A 19,691-nucleotide genomic window follows, 5' to 3' on the forward strand; every position below is an offset into this window, starting at 1 on the left:
TGCATGCATGGCTTTTTAGAGAAAAAATGCGGGAATTTATGGCAATTTTTTTATGCCGGGTGCTGCTGTTCCAGTGCGATTTTTCGGTGCATAAATTTCAGGTTTTCGGCAGGCGTCGTGCGGCTGATGACATCCTGCCGGGCGGCTGTTTCTGGCCGTAGTCCCGCACTGTTTAAAATATCCCGACTGGCCTCGGCGTACTCAATGGCCGGGCTGATGGTCATACTGACGGCCAGCGCTTCCCGCAGGTATTCCAGTGCCCGATCGGCGGCCCGTGTGCGTAACAGTTCCGGTTGATGATTCAGCCCTATTAACTCCGGGGCCAGCGCACTGAGCAGCTCGGTGCCGTGACGTTGCATGAAGCTGCGCAGCTCCGTACGCACACTGACACGCAACAGTTCATCATGGGTATGTAGGTATCGATCAGCGTGTTGATTCATCTCCCACTGTTTCACGGCGATCAATTCACGCAGATAGGCCAGGCGATCGCCAGACTTGCCGCTGCTATCGGTCTGTAGGCTAGCCATCTCTAGCGTCGCCTTGGTCCATGCCTGACGGCTATCCTGCCAACGTGTTTTGGCCGCTTGGCACGCCATTGCCGCTTTTTGTAATGGGGTTGTCGTCATGTTGGTGTTCTCGGTTAATGTGAAAAGGGAGAGCGATAGCAACCGGATACCCGACGCGGCTCCGCCTGTGGTGTTGGCCGTTCTGCTGTTACCGGCTTGGCTGGTTGATGGATAATTTCATCGATGGATTCCAGCGTGCGGAACGTCGCCGAGCAGTGAACATTGGTGCACTGGTGATAGCGTTGCTTGACGTTATCCGATAAGTATCGGCTGCTGCGGGTATGGGCGGATTTCCCGCAAAAAGGACAATGCATCATGCGATCAGCCCCCGCGCCTGAAGCTGGGCTTTACGCTGCTGCATTTCTTCGTAAAAACGCATGCTCTGTGCCGGTGTTGCGGCGAGCTCATAGTCCATATGGGGGAGCGGGCTGGGCGATAACCCTATTTTGTACAGTACCGGCTCATCGTTTAAACGGATCTCATATTGGTCTACTTGCGCTTTCAGCCAGCGACTGATTTCTGCCAGAACCTCTTGTTCGCTCGATTCAATATCATGATGGCCAGCGCGATAGCGCTGTTGTTGCAGGGCGAAAATTTTGAGCTTGATTGCCCGGATGAGCGCAGAGACTCCCTGTGACAGGGTGGTCTCAAACTCGCGCTGCACGTAGTCGTTCAACAGCGAAGAGTGTGCATCACGGTAGGCTTTTGCCGAGCTGCAACATGTGCCCTTTCCCTGCTCAAGTTCATAAGCCAGTACCTCGGCAGCGTTCTCACACTCCTGCATCAGCTCCCGGCAGGCGACACGCTCCATATGCTGTTGCTTGAGCGCATCGGTGAGCACGGCGCCATTGCGCAGGAATTGCTCGCGCCAGGCTTGCGTATCATCGAGGCCCGTTTGTTCCAGACGGGTTTTCTGCTGTTTGGCCTGCTCAATGGCATGCTGGATTTCATCCATCCGGTGCACGTTATTCAGATGATGAGTTTTGGCGCTCTCCAGCACTTGGAATGCCTTATCCAGCGCGGCGGGGATCGCCGTCTCTTGCTGGGGGTGAGTGGTCGGTTTCATGGTGTTCTCCTGCTGCGTTATCAAGGTGAAATCATTCTGCAACGCACCACACAACCACACGAGCGATCACGGTTGTCGCAGGGATGGCACAAACAGAATCGGGCAGAACGGCAATCAGGAGGGCTAGCCAGAGAAAGGTCTCAGCAAAACCCTACTCTCCATTTGTTTTTTTACTTATAACTGTTCACTACTATTCACCTTAAATAAAAAAATAGGTAATACAGTAAGTTAAAGGGTGAACAGTTGAGGGTCTGACTGTTCACCGTCTGTTCACTACTGTTCACCCTTCTGCTTTTCTCTGGCCATACCTTTTAGACTTTATTTCGATTAAAAATTAAAAAAATATAACTAAAGAAAATAGAAATTGCTGCATTGTAATGCAGTGATTTGCATCTGTTTTCCAGCGTTTGCCTTTGTTTGCCATAGAGAAAAGTCAATGTTTGTTTCCACGAAAATCTCACATGACCTGAGGGAAAATATAGACATAATAAGGAGCTACCCGAAGCCGGACGGACACGACCGGCACTGTATGGACTTTGTGAGGTAGCCTGATGTACACCGCTTTTTCTTCCCCATCTTCTGCTCCTGCCACGCCGCTGATGCCGGTTTCTGATACCGTTTACGAGCGCTTTATTCGCCTGCCCGAAGTAATGCATCTGTGCGGCCTGTCCCGCTCGACCATTTACGACCTCATCAGCCGGGAAGCCTTCCCGAAACAAATCTCCCTCGGCGGAAAAAATGTGGCGTGGGCGCAGTCTGAAATCACTGCATGGATGGCGGATCGCATTGCCGAACGCAACCGGGGCTATGACGCATGATGATGACCGTTCAGCAAACAGCCCCTTTTTCTGGCTTGCTTCTTTTCGCCGTTTCCAGGTATAGTTTTCCCGCTGTCGCAAAATCGGCAGCCGGGCGTAGGAACCCGTGTTTAACTATGGCGACACCGGACGCGCCTTGCGTCTTTTTTTGTGTCTGTGCCTTGATGCACCCATTCAATACACAGTGGCCTTTTCGCCATTGTGGGTATCGCGTAATGGTGGCTCAGGCGGGGCAGCTTTCGGGCTGGCCGGTTCTCATAGTTACCGGTATTCCTACCCCCGTCTGGGCTACCACCCATGAGCGTAGGAACTCCGGTGGTAGCTGTAACCAGCTAACTATGGAGGTTGCCCTTATGGCTACGACCCTCACCCCGTCACACCCGCAGTTTGTCTTTGTGTTTGCCGCCGTTCGTCGCGCAGACCGTACCCCCCGTATTTGTATGCTCCGCACCGTTGCCGGTGATGAGCACGCCGCACGCCTTTCTCTCGTTCGCGATTACGTTCTCTCGTTCGCTGGCCGTCTGCCGGTTGCGGAGGTGCGCGCATGAGACACACCACCATTACCGCCCGTGACCTCGAATGTCTTGAGCATATGCGCAATGTTGGCCAGCTCGTCGGCGACCTGATGCAGGTGCAGGACTGCGCGACCATTAGGCGTGACCCGGCGCAGCAGTTACAGCTCACCTCCGTGATTTACCTCATGACCGCCCAGCTCGACGGCGTGGTCGAACGCTGCAATCAGCAGTGGCTGACCGGGGAGGGTAACGTATGAAAAAGCCATTACCGCCCGTATTACGCGCCGCGCTGTATCGTCGCGCCGTGGCCTGCGCCTGGCTGACCCTGTGCGAACGCCAGCACCGCTATCCGCACCTCACCCTTGATGCACTGGAAAGCGCCATTGCCGCCGAGCTGGAGGGCTTCTACCTGCGCCAGCACGGCGAGGAAAAAGGCCGCCAGATTGCCTGTGCACTGCTGGAAGATTTAATGGAAGCCGGCCCACTCAAAGCCGCGCCATCGCTGTCCTTTCTCGGGCTGGCCGTGATGGATGAGCTTTGCGCCCGTCATATCACGTCGCTGGTACTGCACTGAGGGGAGAAAACAACGATGAAAATGAACGTAACGGACACCGTAAAACAGGCATGTGGCCACTGGCCGCGCATTCTCCCGGCGCTGGGTGTGAAGGTGATTAAAAACCGCCATCAGTCCTGCCCGGTGTGCGGCGGCTCTGACCGTTTCCGCTTTGACGATAAAGAAGGGCGCGGGACGTGGTACTGCAATCAGTGTGGCGCAGGTGACGGGCTTAAGCTGGTAGAAAAAGTGTTTGGCGTGACTCCCTCAGAGGCCGCCGGGAAGGTGAACGCCGTGACCGGCAATCTGTCGCCGGTTGCCCCGGAAGTGATTGCGGCCGCAGAGGCCGAAACTGTGGCCGACCGTAAAACGGCGGCTGCGCTGGCCGGCAGGCTCATGGAGAAAACCCGACCGGCCACCGGCAATGCCTACCTCACCTGCAAGGGTTTCCCCGCTCTGGAATGTCTGACGCTCACCGCCATACATAAAACCGGCGGCGTGACGTTCCGCACCGGTGATGTGGTTGTCCCGCTGTCTGACTATACCGGCGCACTGGTTAACCTTCAGCTTATCAATGCAGACGGTCTAAAACGCACCCTGAAAGGCGGTCAGGTCAAAGGGGCATGTCATATCATCGAAGGGAAAAAACAGGCCGGAAAACGCCTGTGGATTGCAGAGGGTTATGCGACCGCACTCACCGTGCATCACCTGACCGGGGAAACCGTCATGGTGGCGCTGTCCTCCGTGAACCTCCTTTCTCTGGCGAGCCTTGCCCGTCACAAATACCCGGCCTGTCAGATTGTCCTCGCCGCCGACCGTGACCTTAACGGCGATGGCCAGAAAAAAGCCGCCGCGGCCGCAGAAGCCTGTGAGGGTGTTGTTGCCCTGCCGCCGGTGTTCGGTGACTGGAATGATACGTTTACGCAGCACGGCGAGGAAGCCACGCGGAAAGCCATTTATGACGCCATCCGGCCACCGGCGCAAAGTCCGTTTGATACCATGAGCGAGGCGGAATTTACCGCCATGAGCGCCAGCGACAAGGCTCTGCGGGTGCATGAGCATTACGGCGAAGCGCTGGCGGTGGATGCGAACGGCCAGCTCCTGTCCCGCTATGAAAACGGCATCTGGAAAAATATCCCTGCCGCCACTTTTTCACGGAATGTGGCTGACTTATTCCAGCGTCTGCGCGCCCCGTTCTCATCCGGGAAAATTGCCTCGGTGGTGGAGACCCTGAAACTGATTATTCCGCAGCAGGATACACCGGCGCGCCGTCTGATTGGCTTTCGCAACGGGGTACTTGATACCCTGAGCGGCGTATTCAGCCCGCACCACAAATCGCACTGGCTGCGCACGCTGTGCGACGTGGATTTCACCCCACCGGTGGGCGGGGAAACGCTGGAAACCCACGCGCCGAATTTCTGGCGCTGGCTCGACCGTGCGGCCGGTAAAAATCCACAAAAACGCGACGTGATTCTGGCCGCTCTGTTTATGGTACTGGCGAACCGTTACGACTGGCAGCTCTTTCTCGAAGTGACAGGTCCCGGCGGGAGTGGCAAAAGTATTCTCGCTGAAATCGCGACCCTGCTCGCCGGAGAGGATAACGCCACGTCAGCTGATATCGACACACTGGAAGACCCGCGCAAGCGTGCCTCCCTGATTGGCTTCTCGCTAATCCGTCTGCCAGACCAGGAAAAATGGAGCGGTGACGGCGCAGGGCTTAAGGCCATCACCGGCGGCGATGCGGTCTCGGTTGACCCGAAATACCAGAACCCGTACTCAACACATATTCCGGCGGTGATTCTGGCCGTGAACAATAACCCGATGCGCTTCACCGACCGCAGCGGCGGCGTCTCCCGTCGCCGGGTGATTATTCATTTCCCGGAGCAGATTGCCCCGGAGGAACGCGACCCGCAGCTCAGGGATAAAATTGCGCGCGAGCTGGCCGTCATCGTGCGCCAGCTTATGCAGAAATTCATCGACCCGATGACCGCGCGCGCACTGCTCCAGTCGCAGCAGAACTCCGACGAGGCACTCAGCATTAAGCGCGATGCTGACCCGACGTTTGATTTTTGCGGCTATCTGGAAATGCTCCCGCAGACCAACGGGATGTTTATGGGTAATGCCAGCATCATCCCGCGTAATTACCGTAAATACCTATATCATGCATATCTGGCCTATATGGAGGCTAACGGGTACAGGAACGTGCTCAGCCTGAAAATGTTCGGGCTGGGGCTGCCCATGATGCTGAAAGAGTACGGACTGAATTATGAGAAGCGGCACACTAAACAGGGGATACAAACCAATCTGTCGATGAAAGAGGAAAGCTACGGCGACTGGCTGCCGAAATGCGACGAACCCGCAGCAACATAACCTCACTCAGACCGGCAACAGCCGGTCTTTTCCTTTCTGGCCATTGCCACAAGGTGAACAATCCACTGTTCACCCTTCACCGTATCTTCACTCTGTATCACAATGAAATTATTAATAAAAAACCAGAAGTGAACAGTGTGAACAGTAAAACCGAAAAAAACTTTTTATCCCCCCACGCATCGCCTAAGCGGACGGATCCAGAACGAGCAAAAATCACAAAGGTGAAGAGTCGACTGTTCACTCTTCACCAACTCATCACCACCTAACCACATGATATAAAATGATAAATAACCGAGGTGAACAGTGTGAAAAGTTAAATGCAAAAAAACTTTTTTTCTGTGCTTATTGTTTAAAAAAAAGACCACATGAAAAAGGTGACACATTTCTAAAGAGGGATCGTATTACTATGACATTTCATAATTGGTACACGTTTAGGTACACAATTGAAAGTTGAATACGGAAAAATCCTTTATATTTAATATATTGAGAAATTTATTCAGATTCCGCCAGGTCCACCAAAATTCTCCATCGGTGATTACCAGAGTCATCCGATGAAGTCCTAAGAACCCGCACGGCGCAAGCCCTGCGGGCTTTTTTGTGCCCTCAATTTGTCCCGCGAAGTCCGAAGAGAACTAATTAAATCCGAATCTTTTAGGCCCATTGAGGCGTTACAGCCCCTCGGCTATGGCCGATGACTCTTACCGCGTAGTAACGTCGGACGCAGATTCAACTCCCGCCAGCCCATATAGCGAGCCGCTCGCCTCTCAAGCATACCGTCTCGGAAAACACAATCCACGTTCGCTCCCCGCGCCATGACATGATAACGTTTTCGCTCACGGCGCAGCATCGCCGGATAGGCGCGGCCGCGGCGGTGGACATACACCGCCATGGGCCGAGCGATACGCACTCTTCTTTAAACGGGATAATCCGATGAGCGTCATTTACGTTGTGGTGTTGACCTATAGTAAACCCCTGTCCGAAATCGATGCGCAGATGGCGGCGCATATCGAGTGGCTGAACCAGGGCTATGATGAGGGGTTTTTTCTGACCTCTGGGCGGCGTATTCCGCGCAGCGGCGGCGTGATCCTGGCGCGCAGCGACACGCTGGAGGCTCTACAGGCGAGACTGCAGCGCGATCCGTTTCAGCAGCATGGGCTGGTCGCTACCGAGATCATCCCCTTTGAGGCCAGCCGCTGCGCCGATACGATCCAGGGGCTGTTGGCGTAAGGCGACCGTCATCGGCTGTACTGACGGGACAGCCTCTGCGTTTCCATAAACAACGCCACCGACGGGTGGCGTTTGGGCGACATGGCGACGTCATCCGCGGGTTGATCCCCGGCAGATTAGCGTCGCACGGCGATGGCCTCGATCTCGATCAGGGCATCCTTTGGCAGACGAGCAACCTCGACGCAGGAGCGCGCTGGAAAGGGGGCGCCGTGAGCCGTGAAAAACGCCTCATAGGCGGCGTTGACGGCGGTGAACGCATTGAGATCCTTAACAAACACCGTCGTTTTCACGATGGAGGCCACGCTCAGCCCGGCGGCGTCGACGATAGCCTTAACATTCTCCAGCGACTGGCGGGTCTGCTCCGCGACGTCCTGCGGCATGGCGCCGCTGACGGGATCCAGCGGAAGCTGGCCGGAGGTCAGCACCATGCTGCCCAGATCGATGCCCTGAACATAGGGGCCAATGGCGGCCGGGGCGTACGGTGTGTTGATAACGTTAGACATAATGACTCCTGAATGCGCCTTCAGCGCGGACGGGGATTACACAAAGACAAACTGATTCAGCAGGATCAGCGAGACAACGCCGCTGATAACCACCCAGATCAGGCCAAAGCGCAGGCTGACCAGAGTACAGATCACCGCGGCGATCACCTTCGGGTTGCGCAGATCAAACTCCATATGGGAGTCAACGCTGAGGATCTGGATCGCAATGATGGCCGGCAGTACGGTGACCGGCACGAAGCGCAGCGTCTTTTTTACCCGGGGTGACATGTTGATGCGGCTGCCCAGCCCGATTAGGGAGAAGCGGATCGCAAAGGTGACTGCGGCCATGCCGATCGTGAGCATAGCAAAAAAAGCATTAGTCATTTACGCTCACCTCACGCATCTCCTTAAGTTCGTTAAATATCTTATGCTGCTCTTGGGTTTCACGCAGAGCCTCCTGCCTTTCATCCGCCAGATCGACCGCCAGACCGGCGGCGACGCCCAGCACCGAGGCCACGACGATCCCCAGGGAGTAAGGCAGGATCACCAGCAGCACGCCGGAGACGCTGGCCACCACCGCGGCAATGATACAAGCGCGGCTTTTCACCTGCGGGATCACGATGGCAATAAAGGCGGCGATCATCGCGAAATCCAGCCCATATTTTTCAATGTTGGGAAACGCCGCCCCCAGCAATGCGCCGAGAAAGTCGGCTACCACCCAGATAAACCAGAAGGTCAGCATCGCGGACATATAGAAATAGACTTTCTCGTGCTTATTTTCCTGCATCGGTTTAACGGTAATCGCATACACCTCATCCGTCAGCCCGTATGCCATCAGACATTTTTTCCAGAGTGCGTAGTGGCGCATTTTATCCGACATGGATGCGCTATACAGCACATGACGCAGGTTAATGATCAGCGTCGTTAATACGATAACCCCTATCGAGGCACCGGTTCTAATCATATTCAGCGCCAGCATCTGCGCCGATCCGGCGATAACAATGCAGGACCAGGCGGTGCTCTGCCAGATACTCATTCCCGCACCGACGCTCAGCGCGCCAACGATAAATGAGAATGGAAAGTCCCCGACGCACAGCGGAAAAATCATCTTCATTCCGCTGAGTATTGCTTGCTTTCTTTTCATATTAGCCTTCATCCTGCGGCGCTAATTTTTCAATTATTTTTGAGTCATGATGCTAATAATTTCTTTATCGGTGAAGCGCATCGGTTTTATCACCAGGCGGCACAGATTCTGAATCGAGTCTTCCACGTCATGGGCCACGATGCCGTCATTTTCACCGGCGCAGTGGTTCTGCCGCGCCATCAGCACCGATTTAAAGGCGCTCATGGTGGTCGTAGAGACTTTCATCGCACAGCTGTTGGAGGCGCCGTCGCAGATAATGCCGCTGACGTCGCTGATCATGTTGGTAATCGCTTGACCGATCGCCTGGAAGCTGTGGGTAAACAGCCAGGCCATGCCGGCGGCCGAGCCCATGGCGGCCGTCGAGGCGGCGCACAGCGCGGACAGGCGGGTATAGCGCGCATGAATCGAGATCGCCACCAGATGGGAGAGCGCCAGCGCACGGGCCAGTTGGTCATCGTTAACCCTGAGGTGGCGAGCCACCGCAACGACCGGCAGGGTCGCGGCAATCCCCTGATTACCTGAGCCAAAGTTAGACATGGCAGGAACCGGCGCGCCGCCCATACGGGCATCAGAGGCGGCCACCGTGTCGATCAGCACCCGGGTCATCAGCGAATCGCTCATCATCCCCTCATCAATGGCGGCGGAGAGGGTCTGGTTAATGTTCAGGCCATAGGGCTGAGCCTTACCGGCCTTCGACAGGGTGCCGTTAATCTCGGCGGCCTGCAGGATAAACGCCAGCTCATCAAACGGCGCCTGATTCACATAATCAAAGGCCTCACGCAGCGTAAACAGCGGCAGCTCACCCGCCGTATCCTCCTTGCCGCGCGGTTGTTCCACGGCGACCGCCTCACCGTTCAGGTACAGTTCGGTCACGTTGGTATGGCTGCCGTTCACCACGATACGGCACTCGCTGTGCTGGCTGCGCAGGGTCAGATCCAGATGGATAAAGTCCTCGGTATCGGCGGCGCCGATATTCACCCTGCCGCAGGCAACCATCGTTTTTGCCTGTTCGACGCACGCATCGCCGATCCCTTTTAAGGTTTCCAGGCCACGGCTGGCATCGCCCCCGAGGGCGCCGATGGCCGCCGCCAGATTAACACCGCAGCAGGTGGTGCCGGGGATGGTGACCCCCATGGCGTTTTTATATAGGTTTTCCGAGATGGCGCCGTGAATGGTCTCCACCGGCTCCCCCAGGAGCCGCTGGGCATAGGCGGCCGCATAGGCAACGGCGACAGGCTCAGTGCAACCCAGCGCCGGTGCGACCTCTTTTTTCAGCCATTGCACGAATAACGGTGTCGCGGTAATTGGCGTAGTCATTATGATTTCCCTCAAGATTAAAAAAGCAAATGCTCTGGCAAATACTCTATGGGAATCTTCAGGAAATAACTTTCTATAATCATGCGTCTTATTGACAATAAAAAGAAAAAACACTCTATTTTTAAAAAATAGAAAAAAGCAAATGATAAAAATGTTAACTGATTGATTTTTATTGATTTAATAATGATATCAATTATCAATTGTCGGTTTTTAGTGCATTGCATCACACTTCACAAAGAGAATAATTTTCTTATTCCAAATAAAATACAGTAAACAATTTTCATCAAGCCACCACATTGCAGCAAAAAATCCTAGCAATCTGTTTCTAATCGTTTCTGTAAACACCACTATTTAAATATATTTATAAAAATATGAAATATTATTTTCAATAAGTAAATCTCGCAATAGAGATAATAAAAAGGGGAGGTAAAAAGAGATTGCCAATGATACGGTCAGGTACCCTTATCGATAATGTCGGCGACGCGAACGCCTTACCGCCAGACCCCGGCGGTAAGGCCTGAATTGATTACAGGTGCGCGTTAAACCACGCCAGCTGCTCGGCGAGAGAGCGGCAGAAGTGCTCACCGTCGTACATATCGTAGTGGTGCGCTCCCTCTTCGACATACAACCGCTTGGTCGCGGCACCCGCGGCGGCAAACAGGGCGATCCCCTGCTGCGGGGGATTCACCGTATCCTGTTCCGCCACCACCACCAGCGTGGGACACTGTACCTGCGCCGCAAAGCGCGCCGGCTGATAGCGAACGGTTTCCAGCACCGTCAGAAAGGGAATTTTGATATCCATCTGGGGATAACGCAGCCGATAGTCGGCAAAGAAAGCCTTGGACTCCTCATCGCTCAGCACCCGCGTAACGGCCACCATCATCTCTTTACCGCTGGCGTTCTTTTTCTCCTCCATCCGCAGCAGAGAGGCGATAAAGGCGCCCTTCTCCTCTTCCGTCATCTGCCCGGTGACCATGGCCTCGCCGTCGGCAAAGGCCAGCTGGCTCACAATACACTTCACCCGGGCGTCACCGGCGGCAGCGGCAAAGACATGACAGCCGCCAAATGAGGTGCCCCACAGGCCAATGCGCCCGGCATCGATAGCCGGCTGGGCCGCCGCCCAGTCAATCACGCTTGTAATATCCGCCGTCTGCATAGCGGGCACTAGACGACCACGCTCTCCCGCGCTGGCGCCAAATCCGCGATAATCAAAGGTCAGCGCAGAGAATCCAGCCTGCGCGAAGGCTTCTGCAAATGCGGGTAATAGCGCCTGCTGAATACCACAAAATCCATGACATAAAATAATCACTGGGGAAGCGGTCATCTCAGCGGGGTGATACCAGGTCAGGGCAATACCGTCAGGTAAGGTATGAGTTGATATTTGCATTAGTCAGGAACGATCCGTTTTTTATTAGGAATACTACTATCGGCCAAAATACGATAGGCATTCAAGGAAAATCAAATAAGCGCCAGAGCACCGTTTAGCTCTCGTTGACAATCACATTAAAACAGTAAGATAACGCCTAAACGTGTCCAGAATCGCGGCGATGACGCCGCGCCGATATACTTATTTTGAGGTAACCCGATACTGGACGATTTATTGTAAAGACGGGCATCGCGCTTTAGTATTAGTGTGGCAGCTTTGCATTTCTACACAATAATCAACGATCATCCCAATTCTCACCCTCTCCGTTGAGACAGGGTTTTATTTTTAGTGTTAGTCTGTACCTCGATATTCATCAATACGCGAAGGATACGATCGCGTGATGACCCGAGCTTCGCTAAACCCGAAATAAGCTATACGGCTACCTGACGGAGAGAGACGACCGTGCGCCAAATTCAATATTTGCTGTTACTGAGCCTGCTTTGCGTTTCCGGCTCCCTGTATGCGCTGGATAAAGATGAGCAGGATCTTCCTGGCCTGCCCAGCGGCGCCTACGACTATCTGGTTTACGCCGTCACCTGGCAACCCACGTTTTGTCTGCTAAATCCGACGGCGCCGGGGTGTAAAGCCTACCGCGCCGACTTTTATACCCATGGGATCTGGCCCTACTTCCTCTCTACCGAGCGGAGCGCCAACCGCCATCCCTCCCACTGTATCCAATCGCCCGGCTGCCCCACGGGCAGCAGCTGCACATTATTGCCGGAGGTGATCGACACCCTGCTGCAGGATACGGCGTTCCGAAAAATCGTCAGCGCCCAGCCCGAAGGGCTGATGAAGCACGAGTGGAGTAAGCACGGCACCTGCCTCGGCAGCGGTCAGCGGGAATATTTTACCCGCTTTACGCAGCTGAGATCGGCGGTGAAATATGACGATGAATTCAAAAAGCATATGGGACAGTCCGTCTCTCTGCACACCCTGCGCGCCTGGTTCCCCGATAACGTTCGCTTTCGCTGCGCAACCCACGGCGGCAGGCACTATCTCTTTGAAGCGTTTTACCTGCTGGACAGGCAGGGCGCACCCGATGGCCGCGACGCCACGCTGCAGATAGGCGACCCCTGCCCGTTAGATGCGATCTGGATCCCCGCGCCGTAGCCGCCCGATGCGCGCTAAGGCGTACCACCAATCCCATAACGCCACGCCGGAGCGGCATCGCTGCGCATCCCGGCGAGGCGTGGGCTCACCGGCGGTGCGCCCTCGCGCAGGGCGGCCTGTACGCCGCCGCCCAAGCACCTGACAGCGCGCGCCGGTCAGTGCCGCGCGGTCCCGGGTGACGCCGCGCCGGAGTTTAGCCACGGTAATCCGCTATCTCCCCGGAATAAGATAGCTACCGTGTAAAGAGAATATCCTGGCCATAGGGCCCCGGGGTGAATACCGCGGCGCAGTACACCGTCACTCGGTAAAACAGGGCTGACGCGATAACTCAGAGAGAATCACCATCATCCCTGACTTGGAGGTTAACGGACGCAGATAAACGGTACCTCTTCACACGGTGACGGTCCAGCAGCCAAAGATACGCCATAACCACCGGGCGGCACTCAGGCAAGGCGTAGAAAAAACCACATCCGACGCAGCGCAGAGCGGCAAAATAACACTCCGACGCCCAACAGAGCCAACGGGCCAACGCAGACAACCGGGGCCCACAAGATGGGACATTCGCTATCAGCATAGTCAGACCCATGTGGTTCATGGGTTAATCCCCACCCCTATCGCCTCACCCCATAGCGCCGCCATTTATCGCTTAAGTGACGTGAGCACGCGGTGCTTCAGCCGGTTACGCCCGGTATTTTTGGCCTGATACAGCATTTCATCGGCGTAGCGCACCAGCACATCGAATGACTGAGGCGTTACACACTCCCGTGGCACCAGCACGCAGCCGATGCTGACAGTGAGATGGCCCGGCAAGGACTCATCGCTACCGTAATCCAGGGACTCGCGCAGCTTATCCAGCCGTTCTAAGATATCGCACTGGCCATCAGCGCTGCACAGCGCAATAAACTCCTCGCCGCCGAAGCGGCCGATCAGGCTGTCCGGCTCCTTAAAATGACGACGCATTTCACTGGAAAAGTAGATCAGCGCTTCATCTCCAGCCTGATGACCATAGGTATCGTTGTAATGCTTAAAGTAGTCCAGATCGAACAACGCCAGCGCTACCAGCGACCTGGCATGCTGCAGCAGCGGCGCAAAGCGTTGAACAAAGCTGCGTCGATTGCGGATCCCGGTCAGATAGTCGATGCTGGCCTGCAGGGTCAGCGCCTGGTTTAGCTGCTCCAGCTGCTCACGCTGGGTGGCCAGCGCCTGCAGCACGACTTTATCTGCGCCAATGTCCTGGATCTGTGAAATATAAAACAGCACCACATCCTGCTCAAAAATGGCCGATACGCTCAGACGTACCCACAGATAGGCGCCATCCCGCTTCAGGTAGCGCTTCTCCACCGAGTAAAACTCAATGCGGCGCTGTGCCAGATCCTGCAGGTATTGCAAATCCAGCGCCAGATCATCCGGATGGGTTATCGACTGAAAGCTGGTATGCAGCATCTCCGCCTCGCTGTATCCCAGCATCTTACAAAAGGTGCGGTTGGCCCGTCGGAAGTAGCCCTCCGGCGATGCCAACGCCATCCCAATCGCCGCGTATTTAAACGCCTTATCAATGATCTCATTGATACGCTGATTCTCCCGCAGCAGCTGCGCGTTACGCTGGAGCAGCGTCGCCTGATACAGCATATGGCCGATGCTGCTGGCCATAAAGCGCACGCAGGCGATCTGTCCACTGCTGAAGGGGCGATTACGTCCACTGCGTGACAGCAGCTCCAGCAGGCCGTAAAACTCGCCGTCCACCGTCAGCGGAATACCGATATAGCTGGCAACGGGAAGCGCGCGGTAGGGCGGCGGCAGGCGCTGACGCTGCGCATCGGAGACCGCGGTCTGCACGACCAGCGTCCTCTGATCCACCACGCTGGCGCTGAAGCCCGCTGCGAGCGCGAGATGGTGCCCCTCCTGCAGCCCCGCGAGCGCGGGATACTGAAAGACGACGCTGGCGATCCGATTGTTCACCCGGCTGATAACCCCGATCTGCATGTTAAGGATCTTCAGCCCCAGCCCCAGGATATGGTGGTACACCTCATCGCCCGCGTCATGCTGCCGCGAGGTAAGGGATACCAGCTCGGGGGAGTAACGCGCCAGCTGCGGATCGCTGTCGTTCACGGCCTCTCTCCTTCAGGACATCGGGGGATATCACTTTATTACTATAGAACAGCCGGGGCGGCTGCTGTGGGCGGGGAGAATATAAAAAAAACCCCGGCGCAGTGGGCCGGGGAATACGACAGAACACTTACAGAGTCATCACAGTTTTAAAGAAACAGAGCCCAAGCTGTACAGCCGATAAATAGGACGATAGCCATCAAGGGTACGACGTTAATGCAGTTGCTCTTCATACGATATTCCACACCTTAAGCCACGTTGTTAAACGTTGTATCGTTCTTGCCGGCCAGACGCAGACCCGGCAGCCAGTAGTTGTGGGCATAGCGCAGGGCGACATAGGCGATGATCACCGTGGCCACCGCCACCTCTACCGTCGCCATCAGGTGAAGCTGCGCCGCGTAGTCCGCCGCCCCCGGATACTGGGCAACCAGATGGGACATCTTGTACAGCGCGGTGGCGCCGATGGCCATAGGGAAGGTAAAGGCCGCATAGCCCGGGCTGAACGGCAGCTGCAGCAGACGGAAGAAGGAGCAGTAAATCACGACCGTCATCAGCAGGGCGATCCCCAGCAGAATGGCGCAGATCAGTAATGACGGCTGCTGAACGACGGTCAGGTAGCCGGCCAGAGAGAGGCTTGCCGGAGCGGCCATAATGGCGATCGTCGGCTTCGCGGCATCCGGCACCTCATTGCAGAACATGAAGCGGTAAATCATCAGCGGCAGCATGATCAGGTAGCTGACCATCCCGATCACCAGCAGGACCTGTGCGAACGGGATAAAGGCGGCGCCAGGGCAGCAGACATCGGCGACAATGATACCGACCGGCGGCACGAACCAGCTCGGCACCATATGGTGCATGCGCGGCTCACGGGCGCGGTGGAAGAAAAACAGCGCCAGCGCGATCAGGTGTACCGCGACCGCCGCCAACCACAGCCCCTGCCCTACGCGGGGAAAGTAGTGGCCTACGGCCACGGAGACCACCATCGTCGCCATGGCGAAGGTCGGTACGATACTGCCCACCACCGGATGCTTAATATCCTGCATCAGAGTGTCGGGGTGAAAAATAAAGCGAACGGTCAACGCCAGCAGGATCGCGGCAGCGATCAGCGCGCCAATATTCTGTCCGATGCCGTGCAACGGTAGAGCGTTTTCCAATCCCCAGCCAATGCTGGCAATACCCAGAGCCAATCCAGCCGCCGGCGTCGGCATGCTGCGAACCTTGCGATGAATTAATCTTAACACTTGAACACCTCTACGTTTTTCATTGTTTCTATGGCGCATACTATAGCCACAGGATATTATTTAAAAAATCAATAAATTTCTTACCATTGGTTTAGGAAACCTAAACAATGAACATCACCTTCAAACAGCTGCGCGTCTTTGTCGCCATTGCCCGCAGCGGCACCCTGACCCAGGCGGCGTCGCAGTTGTTTATGACCAAGGGGGCCCTGTCGCAAACCCTGAGCGAGCTGGAAAACCAGCTCGAGGTGCGGCTGTTTGAGCGCCAGCACGCCCGCCTGCTGCTGAACCATGAGGGACAGCGCCTACTGCCGGTGGCCGACGAGCTGCTGACCCGGATGCAGGGGGTGGAGAGTCTGTTCAACAATGGCAACGGCGATACTCGGCTGATGGTCGGCTGCACCAAGACCATCGGCAGCTATCTGCTGCCGGAGCTGCTCAGCGCATTCCAGCTGCGCTACGGCTGGCTGCCCCTGCCGATCATCGCCAACACCCAGAGCATTGCCGGCATGGTGGCCGGATTTGAGCTAGATGTGGCGCTGCTGGAGGGGCCGGTCACCGACCCTGCGCTAATCAGCCAGCCGTGGCTGGAGGATGAGATGGTGGTGGTCGCGAGCCTTGAACACCCGCTGGCCGGACGGGGCCCGCTGAGCTATGCGCAGCTCAGCCGGGAGCGCTGGCTGCTGCGCGAGGCGGGTTCAGCCAGCCGGGCATTCTTTGACCACCAGCTGGCGCCCCGCCTGGACAACCCACAGGTGGTGCTGTCGCTGGATGCCTTTGACGCTATCCTGGCGTGCGTCAAAAACAATCTGGGCATTACCTTTATTTCCCGCCGCATGCTGGAGCAGCCGCTGTACGCAGGGCAGTTCTGTATCCTCCCCTGCGAACCGCGCTTTAGCCGCCGTTTCTCCCTGTGCCTGCAGCGCAGCAAGTATATCTCCCCCACCCTAAATCTATGGCTTGAATTTTGCCGTCACTGGTCAGCTTAGGCGGGCGCCATACACGCCCGTGTAACGATTACTGGCCGCATCTACTTGAAACTCTTTGTATTACAAATAAATCCACACTGACGTTGAATGATCTATACTGCTTGGGTACTGAGCACTACTGCTGCTTTGATTATCTAATTCTAAGGAGATCAAGATGAGCACGGTTAAAAAAAGCGACGTCCAAGCACGCCAACGCCTTCCCCTGGCCACGCCAACCGATCTGGGCCATGAGGCAACCAAAGCAATCAGCGCAGCAATGAACGCACTGCTGGCCGACATTTTTGCCCTTTACCTGAAAACCAAGAATTTCCACTGGCATATGAGTGGCCCGCATTTCCGCGACTACCATCTGCTGCTGGACGAGCAAAGCGCACAGCTGTTTGCCATGACCGATGATATTGCTGAACGCGTACGTAAAGTTGGCGGCAATACCCTGCACTCCATCGGCGAAATCTCCCGGATGCAGCGCATTAAGGACAACGATGCCGAGTACGTCGATCCCATCGACATGCTGGCCGAGCTGTGTGAAGACAACAAACAGGTCGCCGCTGAGCTGCGCGCCGCCCATGCGGTCTGCGATGAGTATCACGACATCTCCAGCGCCAGCCTGATCGAAAACTGGATCGACGAAACTGAACGCCGCGTCTGGTTCCTGTTTGAAGCCTGCCGCCGCGCATAAGATCGTTTATTGTCGCTGTCACGGCGCCCTCTGCGGCGCCGTTTTCCTGCGTGGTACTTTCGTAGGGCGCTGCGTGCCCTGTCTCCCCCCTGCGCTGGCTGAACCGACCCTTTATCCGTATGATGGAGCGACTGTCACTCCCGGAGACCGGCATGATTTGGTTAATGCTCGCCACGCTGGCACTGGTGTTTATCGCCGGCTTCCGCGTTCTCAATACCCCCACCCGACGGGCCTGCCAACGCCTGACCCAGCGTCTGAATATCGAGCCCGTGCACGTCGAGTCGCTGCTCAGCCAGATGGGGAAGACGCAGGGGGAGGCATTTGTCCGCTATCTGCAGTGCGGCGGTGAATCTCACCTCAATAATGGCGCGGTGGTGTTACTCATCTATCAAACGTTTATCGTTAACGGTGACGACGACAACCTGCGCTACTGGCGCTCACTGCTGCGCAAGGCCGGTTTTAACGCCGATATCAGCCCGCATCAGGTGCGTCTGACGCTCGATTTTTTACGCGATCTGGAGCCAGATACAGATGAAATGTTGGCATTCCGCCTGCGCTATCAGCAATTGTTTGCACCGCAGGCGCTGGAGACAGAAGAAAATGGTGATAATGTCTACATCCTTGACCATTTCCGTTGACTATAATAAGGGCCGTTAACGTTTCTTGCGGCACATGTCACAAATCTGACATGTAATCTGTTGCATATTAAAAACCAGAACTTTTCATTCTCACACTAACTAATTAACGATATGGTTCAATCCGTGCGTTTTCTCCTCGAACAAGGTCGTCGCGTCGTACTGCGGCGTACCCGTTTCCCGTGGGCATGGCTCCCTGAACCGACACCGCCGTCATGGCCATGACGGCGGTGCAATACCCAGGCGTCCACGGCGGATGCCTGTGCCGGCCGATCGACCCGGTGCCATCAGTAAGGACATTTTTTATAAAAATAAAGAGTTACTGGCCTAACTCAATAACAGTGAAAAAATGTATAACTCACACGCACACTTCCCACTCCGTCCGGCAGACGAGCGTCGCCTGACGGCACTGTGGCATCCGCAGCGCTCCCGCGCCCACGGCAGTCTCCGTGCGCCCTTGCGTAAGAGATCATTAAAAAAATTCATTAATGCCGTTATGATTTCGCCATTAAATTTATTAGCACGCGGCTTCACTTTTTTCTCAGAAACATCGTTTACAAGACTGATAACCAAAGTTACTATACCCAATGAAACTAATGAGGTCATGATCCAATGCCACGTTCTATCACTCAAATCGAAGAGATGCTAAAGCAGCGCGCTAAGCGACAGCTGGATTTTCCCTATCAGGAGATTCTGCTGACCCGTCTGTGCATGCATATGCAGAATAAGTTGCTGGAAAATCGCAACAAGATGCTGAAAGAACAAGGGATTAATGAAACGCTGTTCATGGCGCTGATTACGCTGGATGCGCAGGAAGACTATAGTATTCAACCCTCCGAGCTGAGCGCGGCGCTGGGATCATCGCGTACTAACGCGACCCGTATCGCCGATGAGCTGGAGAAGCGCGGCTGGATCGAGCGCCGCGAAAGTGACAACGATCGCCGCTGCCTGCATCTGCACCTGACGGAGGCAGGCAAGGCATTTCTGGCCGAGATCATTCCGCCGCAGCATAAGTGTCTACACTTCTTATGGTCAACGCTGACTCAGGAGGAGCAGCAGCAGCTGGAAGTGTTGACTCGTAAGCTGTTATCGCGCATTGAAGAGATGGAACAGTCCGGATTGCCACAGTAAGCCATTCACCTGAGATTATGCTTACCGTTACGTAGACGATCGCGCGTTTGTATCGCCAGCCCTCGGGGCAGCGCCGAACGACGCGCGGTCTGACCCGCCATCCAGAATGTACAATCGCTCTTTCTCTGACCGCACAGCGCACGTATCCACCAGACGATGTGTATCCGTGTCTGTTTCAATGCGCGGTTAAGACGATCTATCTTTTCATTCCTCCGCCCACTCTCCTATGCTGCCCAACGCCGGCGGCACGGCGACGGTGGTTATCAGCGTGCGCGCGGGGAAAATTCGACATGCAATACCCATCATATGACTATGGTTC

At 55.5% G+C, this 19,691-nt stretch carries 21 protein-coding genes; 11 read left to right on the plus strand and 10 right to left on the minus strand.

The genetic code is table 11. The annotated features are described in order from the left end of the window. Nucleotides 1-50 precede the first annotated feature (50 nt). Genes ETEE_RS04045 through ETEE_RS04050 form a run of 3 tightly spaced genes read right to left on the minus strand, consistent with a single transcriptional unit; the run spans nt 51 to nt 1,632 of the window. A complete protein-coding gene (locus tag ETEE_RS04045) occupies nt 51-626 on the minus strand; it encodes a phage polarity suppression protein (RefSeq protein ID WP_038631249.1) in 576 nt (191 codons plus the stop codon). 14 nt (nt 627-640) lie between these two features. Beyond that, on the minus strand, nt 641-883 hold the full coding sequence (locus tag ETEE_RS19830; protein WP_071818543.1) for an ogr/Delta-like zinc finger family protein: 243 nt from the start codon (nt 881-883) through the stop codon (nt 641-643). Further along, on the minus strand, nt 880-1,632 hold the full coding sequence (locus ETEE_RS04050) for a hypothetical protein (protein WP_049703874.1): 753 nt from the start codon (nt 1,630-1,632) through the stop codon (nt 880-882). The genes ETEE_RS19830 and ETEE_RS04050 overlap by 4 nt, the downstream gene beginning before the upstream one ends. A 551-nt stretch (nt 1,633-2,183) precedes the next feature. On the opposite strand from ETEE_RS04050, the gene ETEE_RS04055 reads away from it, so the two are divergent. From ETEE_RS04055 to ETEE_RS04080, 6 genes are all read left to right on the plus strand, one after another. After that, nucleotides 2,184-2,450 carry a helix-turn-helix transcriptional regulator gene (locus ETEE_RS04055; protein ID WP_034165550.1) on the plus strand — a complete coding sequence of 89 codons (267 nt, stop codon included), beginning with the start codon at nt 2,184-2,186 and terminating at the stop codon, nt 2,448-2,450. Beyond that, on the plus strand, nt 2,447-2,998 hold the full coding sequence (locus tag ETEE_RS19835) for a host cell division inhibitor Icd-like protein (protein WP_034165548.1): 552 nt from the start codon (nt 2,447-2,449) through the stop codon (nt 2,996-2,998). Before ETEE_RS04055 ends, ETEE_RS19835 begins: the two co-directional genes overlap by 4 nt. Beyond that, nucleotides 2,995-3,222: a hypothetical protein gene (locus tag ETEE_RS04065; protein WP_034165547.1), complete on the plus strand. Its 228-nt coding sequence runs from the start codon at nt 2,995-2,997 to the stop codon at nt 3,220-3,222. Before ETEE_RS19835 ends, ETEE_RS04065 begins: the two co-directional genes overlap by 4 nt. Continuing rightward, nucleotides 3,219-3,539: a DUF5375 domain-containing protein gene (locus ETEE_RS04070; protein ID WP_034165546.1), complete on the plus strand. Its 321-nt coding sequence runs from the start codon at nt 3,219-3,221 to the stop codon at nt 3,537-3,539. The genes ETEE_RS04065 and ETEE_RS04070 overlap by 4 nt, the downstream gene beginning before the upstream one ends. A gap of 15 nt (nt 3,540-3,554) precedes the next feature. Further along, complete coding sequence (locus ETEE_RS04075) at nt 3,555-5,888, plus strand: primase-helicase zinc-binding domain-containing protein (protein ID WP_034165544.1); 2,334 nt, start codon at nt 3,555-3,557, stop codon at nt 5,886-5,888. A 930-nt stretch (nt 5,889-6,818) separates the two neighbouring features. Beyond that, nucleotides 6,819-7,115 (plus strand): YciI family protein, encoded by a 297-nt coding sequence (locus ETEE_RS04080; RefSeq protein ID WP_034165543.1) that lies wholly within the window; start codon nt 6,819-6,821, stop codon nt 7,113-7,115. A 116-nt stretch (nt 7,116-7,231) separates the two neighbouring features. On the opposite strand, the gene ETEE_RS04085 is transcribed toward ETEE_RS04080, so the two are convergent. The 5 genes from ETEE_RS04085 to uilS form a co-directional block, all read right to left on the minus strand. Beyond that, entirely contained in the window at nt 7,232-7,618 is a 387-nt protein-coding gene (locus ETEE_RS04085) for a RidA family protein (protein WP_034165541.1), read from the minus strand. A gap of 36 nt (nt 7,619-7,654) precedes the next feature. Further along, a complete protein-coding gene (locus ETEE_RS04090; protein ID WP_034165540.1) occupies nt 7,655-7,981 on the minus strand; it encodes an AzlD domain-containing protein in 327 nt (108 codons plus the stop codon). After that, entirely contained in the window at nt 7,974-8,711 is a 738-nt protein-coding gene (locus tag ETEE_RS04095) for an AzlC family ABC transporter permease (RefSeq protein ID WP_174434943.1), read from the minus strand. Before ETEE_RS04095 ends, ETEE_RS04090 begins: the two co-directional genes overlap by 8 nt. Nucleotides 8,712-8,774: 63 nt before the next feature. After that, nucleotides 8,775-10,058, minus strand: coding sequence for an L-cysteine desulfidase family protein (locus ETEE_RS04100; protein ID WP_034165538.1), 1,284 nt, complete (start codon nt 10,056-10,058; stop codon nt 8,775-8,777). Nucleotides 10,059-10,584: 526 nt separating this feature from the next. Next, entirely contained in the window at nt 10,585-11,445 is an 861-nt protein-coding gene (gene uilS / locus ETEE_RS04105) for a UilS family quorum-quenching N-acyl-homoserine lactonase (protein WP_034165536.1), read from the minus strand. Between the two features lie 441 nt (nt 11,446-11,886). Between uilS and ETEE_RS04110 the strand changes: the two genes are divergently transcribed. Then, nucleotides 11,887-12,594: a ribonuclease T2 family protein gene (locus tag ETEE_RS04110; RefSeq protein WP_034165534.1), complete on the plus strand. Its 708-nt coding sequence runs from the start codon at nt 11,887-11,889 to the stop codon at nt 12,592-12,594. Nucleotides 12,595-13,233: 639 nt separating this feature from the next. On the opposite strand, the gene ETEE_RS04115 is transcribed toward ETEE_RS04110, so the two are convergent. Further along, nucleotides 13,234-14,703: a sensor domain-containing diguanylate cyclase gene (locus ETEE_RS04115; protein WP_034165533.1), complete on the minus strand. Its 1,470-nt coding sequence runs from the start codon at nt 14,701-14,703 to the stop codon at nt 13,234-13,236. Nucleotides 14,704-14,948: 245 nt separating this feature from the next. Continuing rightward, on the minus strand, nt 14,949-15,941 hold the full coding sequence (locus ETEE_RS04120; protein ID WP_174434928.1) for a TDT family transporter: 993 nt from the start codon (nt 15,939-15,941) through the stop codon (nt 14,949-14,951). Nucleotides 15,942-16,048: 107 nt separating this feature from the next. On the opposite strand from ETEE_RS04120, the gene ETEE_RS04125 reads away from it, so the two are divergent. From ETEE_RS04125 to mprA, 4 genes are all read left to right on the plus strand, one after another. After that, a complete protein-coding gene (locus tag ETEE_RS04125) occupies nt 16,049-16,927 on the plus strand; it encodes a LysR substrate-binding domain-containing protein (protein ID WP_034165531.1) in 879 nt (292 codons plus the stop codon). Between the two features lie 154 nt (nt 16,928-17,081). Further along, nucleotides 17,082-17,606: a Dps family protein gene (locus ETEE_RS04130; protein WP_012849587.1), complete on the plus strand. Its 525-nt coding sequence runs from the start codon at nt 17,082-17,084 to the stop codon at nt 17,604-17,606. Between the two features lie 152 nt (nt 17,607-17,758). Then, nucleotides 17,759-18,244, plus strand: coding sequence for a DUF1198 family protein (locus ETEE_RS04135; protein ID WP_034165529.1), 486 nt, complete (start codon nt 17,759-17,761; stop codon nt 18,242-18,244). 609 nt (nt 18,245-18,853) lie between these two features. Further along, a complete protein-coding gene (gene mprA, locus ETEE_RS04140; RefSeq protein ID WP_034165528.1) occupies nt 18,854-19,372 on the plus strand; it encodes a transcriptional repressor MprA in 519 nt (172 codons plus the stop codon). The last annotated feature ends 319 nt before the right edge of the window (nt 19,373-19,691 follow it).

Source organism: Edwardsiella anguillarum ET080813 (assembly GCF_000264765.2).
GTDB lineage: Bacteria > Pseudomonadota > Gammaproteobacteria > Enterobacterales > Enterobacteriaceae > Edwardsiella > Edwardsiella anguillarum.

What these genes read in the sequence shown, in the direction of transcription:
- ETEE_RS04070 (WP_034165546.1), top strand. Translation starts at nt 3,219, where the DNA reads ATGAAAAAGCCATTACCGCCCGTATTACGCGCCGCGCTGTATCGTCGC.
- ETEE_RS04045 (WP_038631249.1), bottom strand. Translation starts at nt 626, where the DNA reads ATGACGACAACCCCATTACAAAAAGCGGCAATGGCGTGCCAAGCGGCC.
- ETEE_RS04075 (WP_034165544.1), top strand. Translation starts at nt 3,555, where the DNA reads ATGAAAATGAACGTAACGGACACCGTAAAACAGGCATGTGGCCACTGG.
- ETEE_RS19835 (WP_034165548.1), top strand. Translation starts at nt 2,447, where the DNA reads ATGATGATGACCGTTCAGCAAACAGCCCCTTTTTCTGGCTTGCTTCTT.
- ETEE_RS19830 (WP_071818543.1), bottom strand. Translation starts at nt 883, where the DNA reads ATGATGCATTGTCCTTTTTGCGGGAAATCCGCCCATACCCGCAGCAGC.
- ETEE_RS04135 (WP_034165529.1), top strand. Translation starts at nt 17,759, where the DNA reads ATGATTTGGTTAATGCTCGCCACGCTGGCACTGGTGTTTATCGCCGGC.
- uilS (WP_034165536.1), bottom strand. Translation starts at nt 11,445, where the DNA reads ATGCAAATATCAACTCATACCTTACCTGACGGTATTGCCCTGACCTGG.
- ETEE_RS04130 (WP_012849587.1), top strand. Translation starts at nt 17,082, where the DNA reads ATGAGCACGGTTAAAAAAAGCGACGTCCAAGCACGCCAACGCCTTCCC.
- ETEE_RS04080 (WP_034165543.1), top strand. Translation starts at nt 6,819, where the DNA reads ATGAGCGTCATTTACGTTGTGGTGTTGACCTATAGTAAACCCCTGTCC.
- ETEE_RS04100 (WP_034165538.1), bottom strand. Translation starts at nt 10,058, where the DNA reads ATGACTACGCCAATTACCGCGACACCGTTATTCGTGCAATGGCTGAAA.
- ETEE_RS04125 (WP_034165531.1), top strand. Translation starts at nt 16,049, where the DNA reads ATGAACATCACCTTCAAACAGCTGCGCGTCTTTGTCGCCATTGCCCGC.
- ETEE_RS04065 (WP_034165547.1), top strand. Translation starts at nt 2,995, where the DNA reads ATGAGACACACCACCATTACCGCCCGTGACCTCGAATGTCTTGAGCAT.
- ETEE_RS04090 (WP_034165540.1), bottom strand. Translation starts at nt 7,981, where the DNA reads ATGACTAATGCTTTTTTTGCTATGCTCACGATCGGCATGGCCGCAGTC.
- ETEE_RS04050 (WP_049703874.1), bottom strand. Translation starts at nt 1,632, where the DNA reads ATGAAACCGACCACTCACCCCCAGCAAGAGACGGCGATCCCCGCCGCG.
- mprA (WP_034165528.1), top strand. Translation starts at nt 18,854, where the DNA reads ATGCCACGTTCTATCACTCAAATCGAAGAGATGCTAAAGCAGCGCGCT.
- ETEE_RS04085 (WP_034165541.1), bottom strand. Translation starts at nt 7,618, where the DNA reads ATGTCTAACGTTATCAACACACCGTACGCCCCGGCCGCCATTGGCCCC.
- ETEE_RS04095 (WP_174434943.1), bottom strand. Translation starts at nt 8,711, where the DNA reads ATGAAGATGATTTTTCCGCTGTGCGTCGGGGACTTTCCATTCTCATTT.
- ETEE_RS04055 (WP_034165550.1), top strand. Translation starts at nt 2,184, where the DNA reads ATGTACACCGCTTTTTCTTCCCCATCTTCTGCTCCTGCCACGCCGCTG.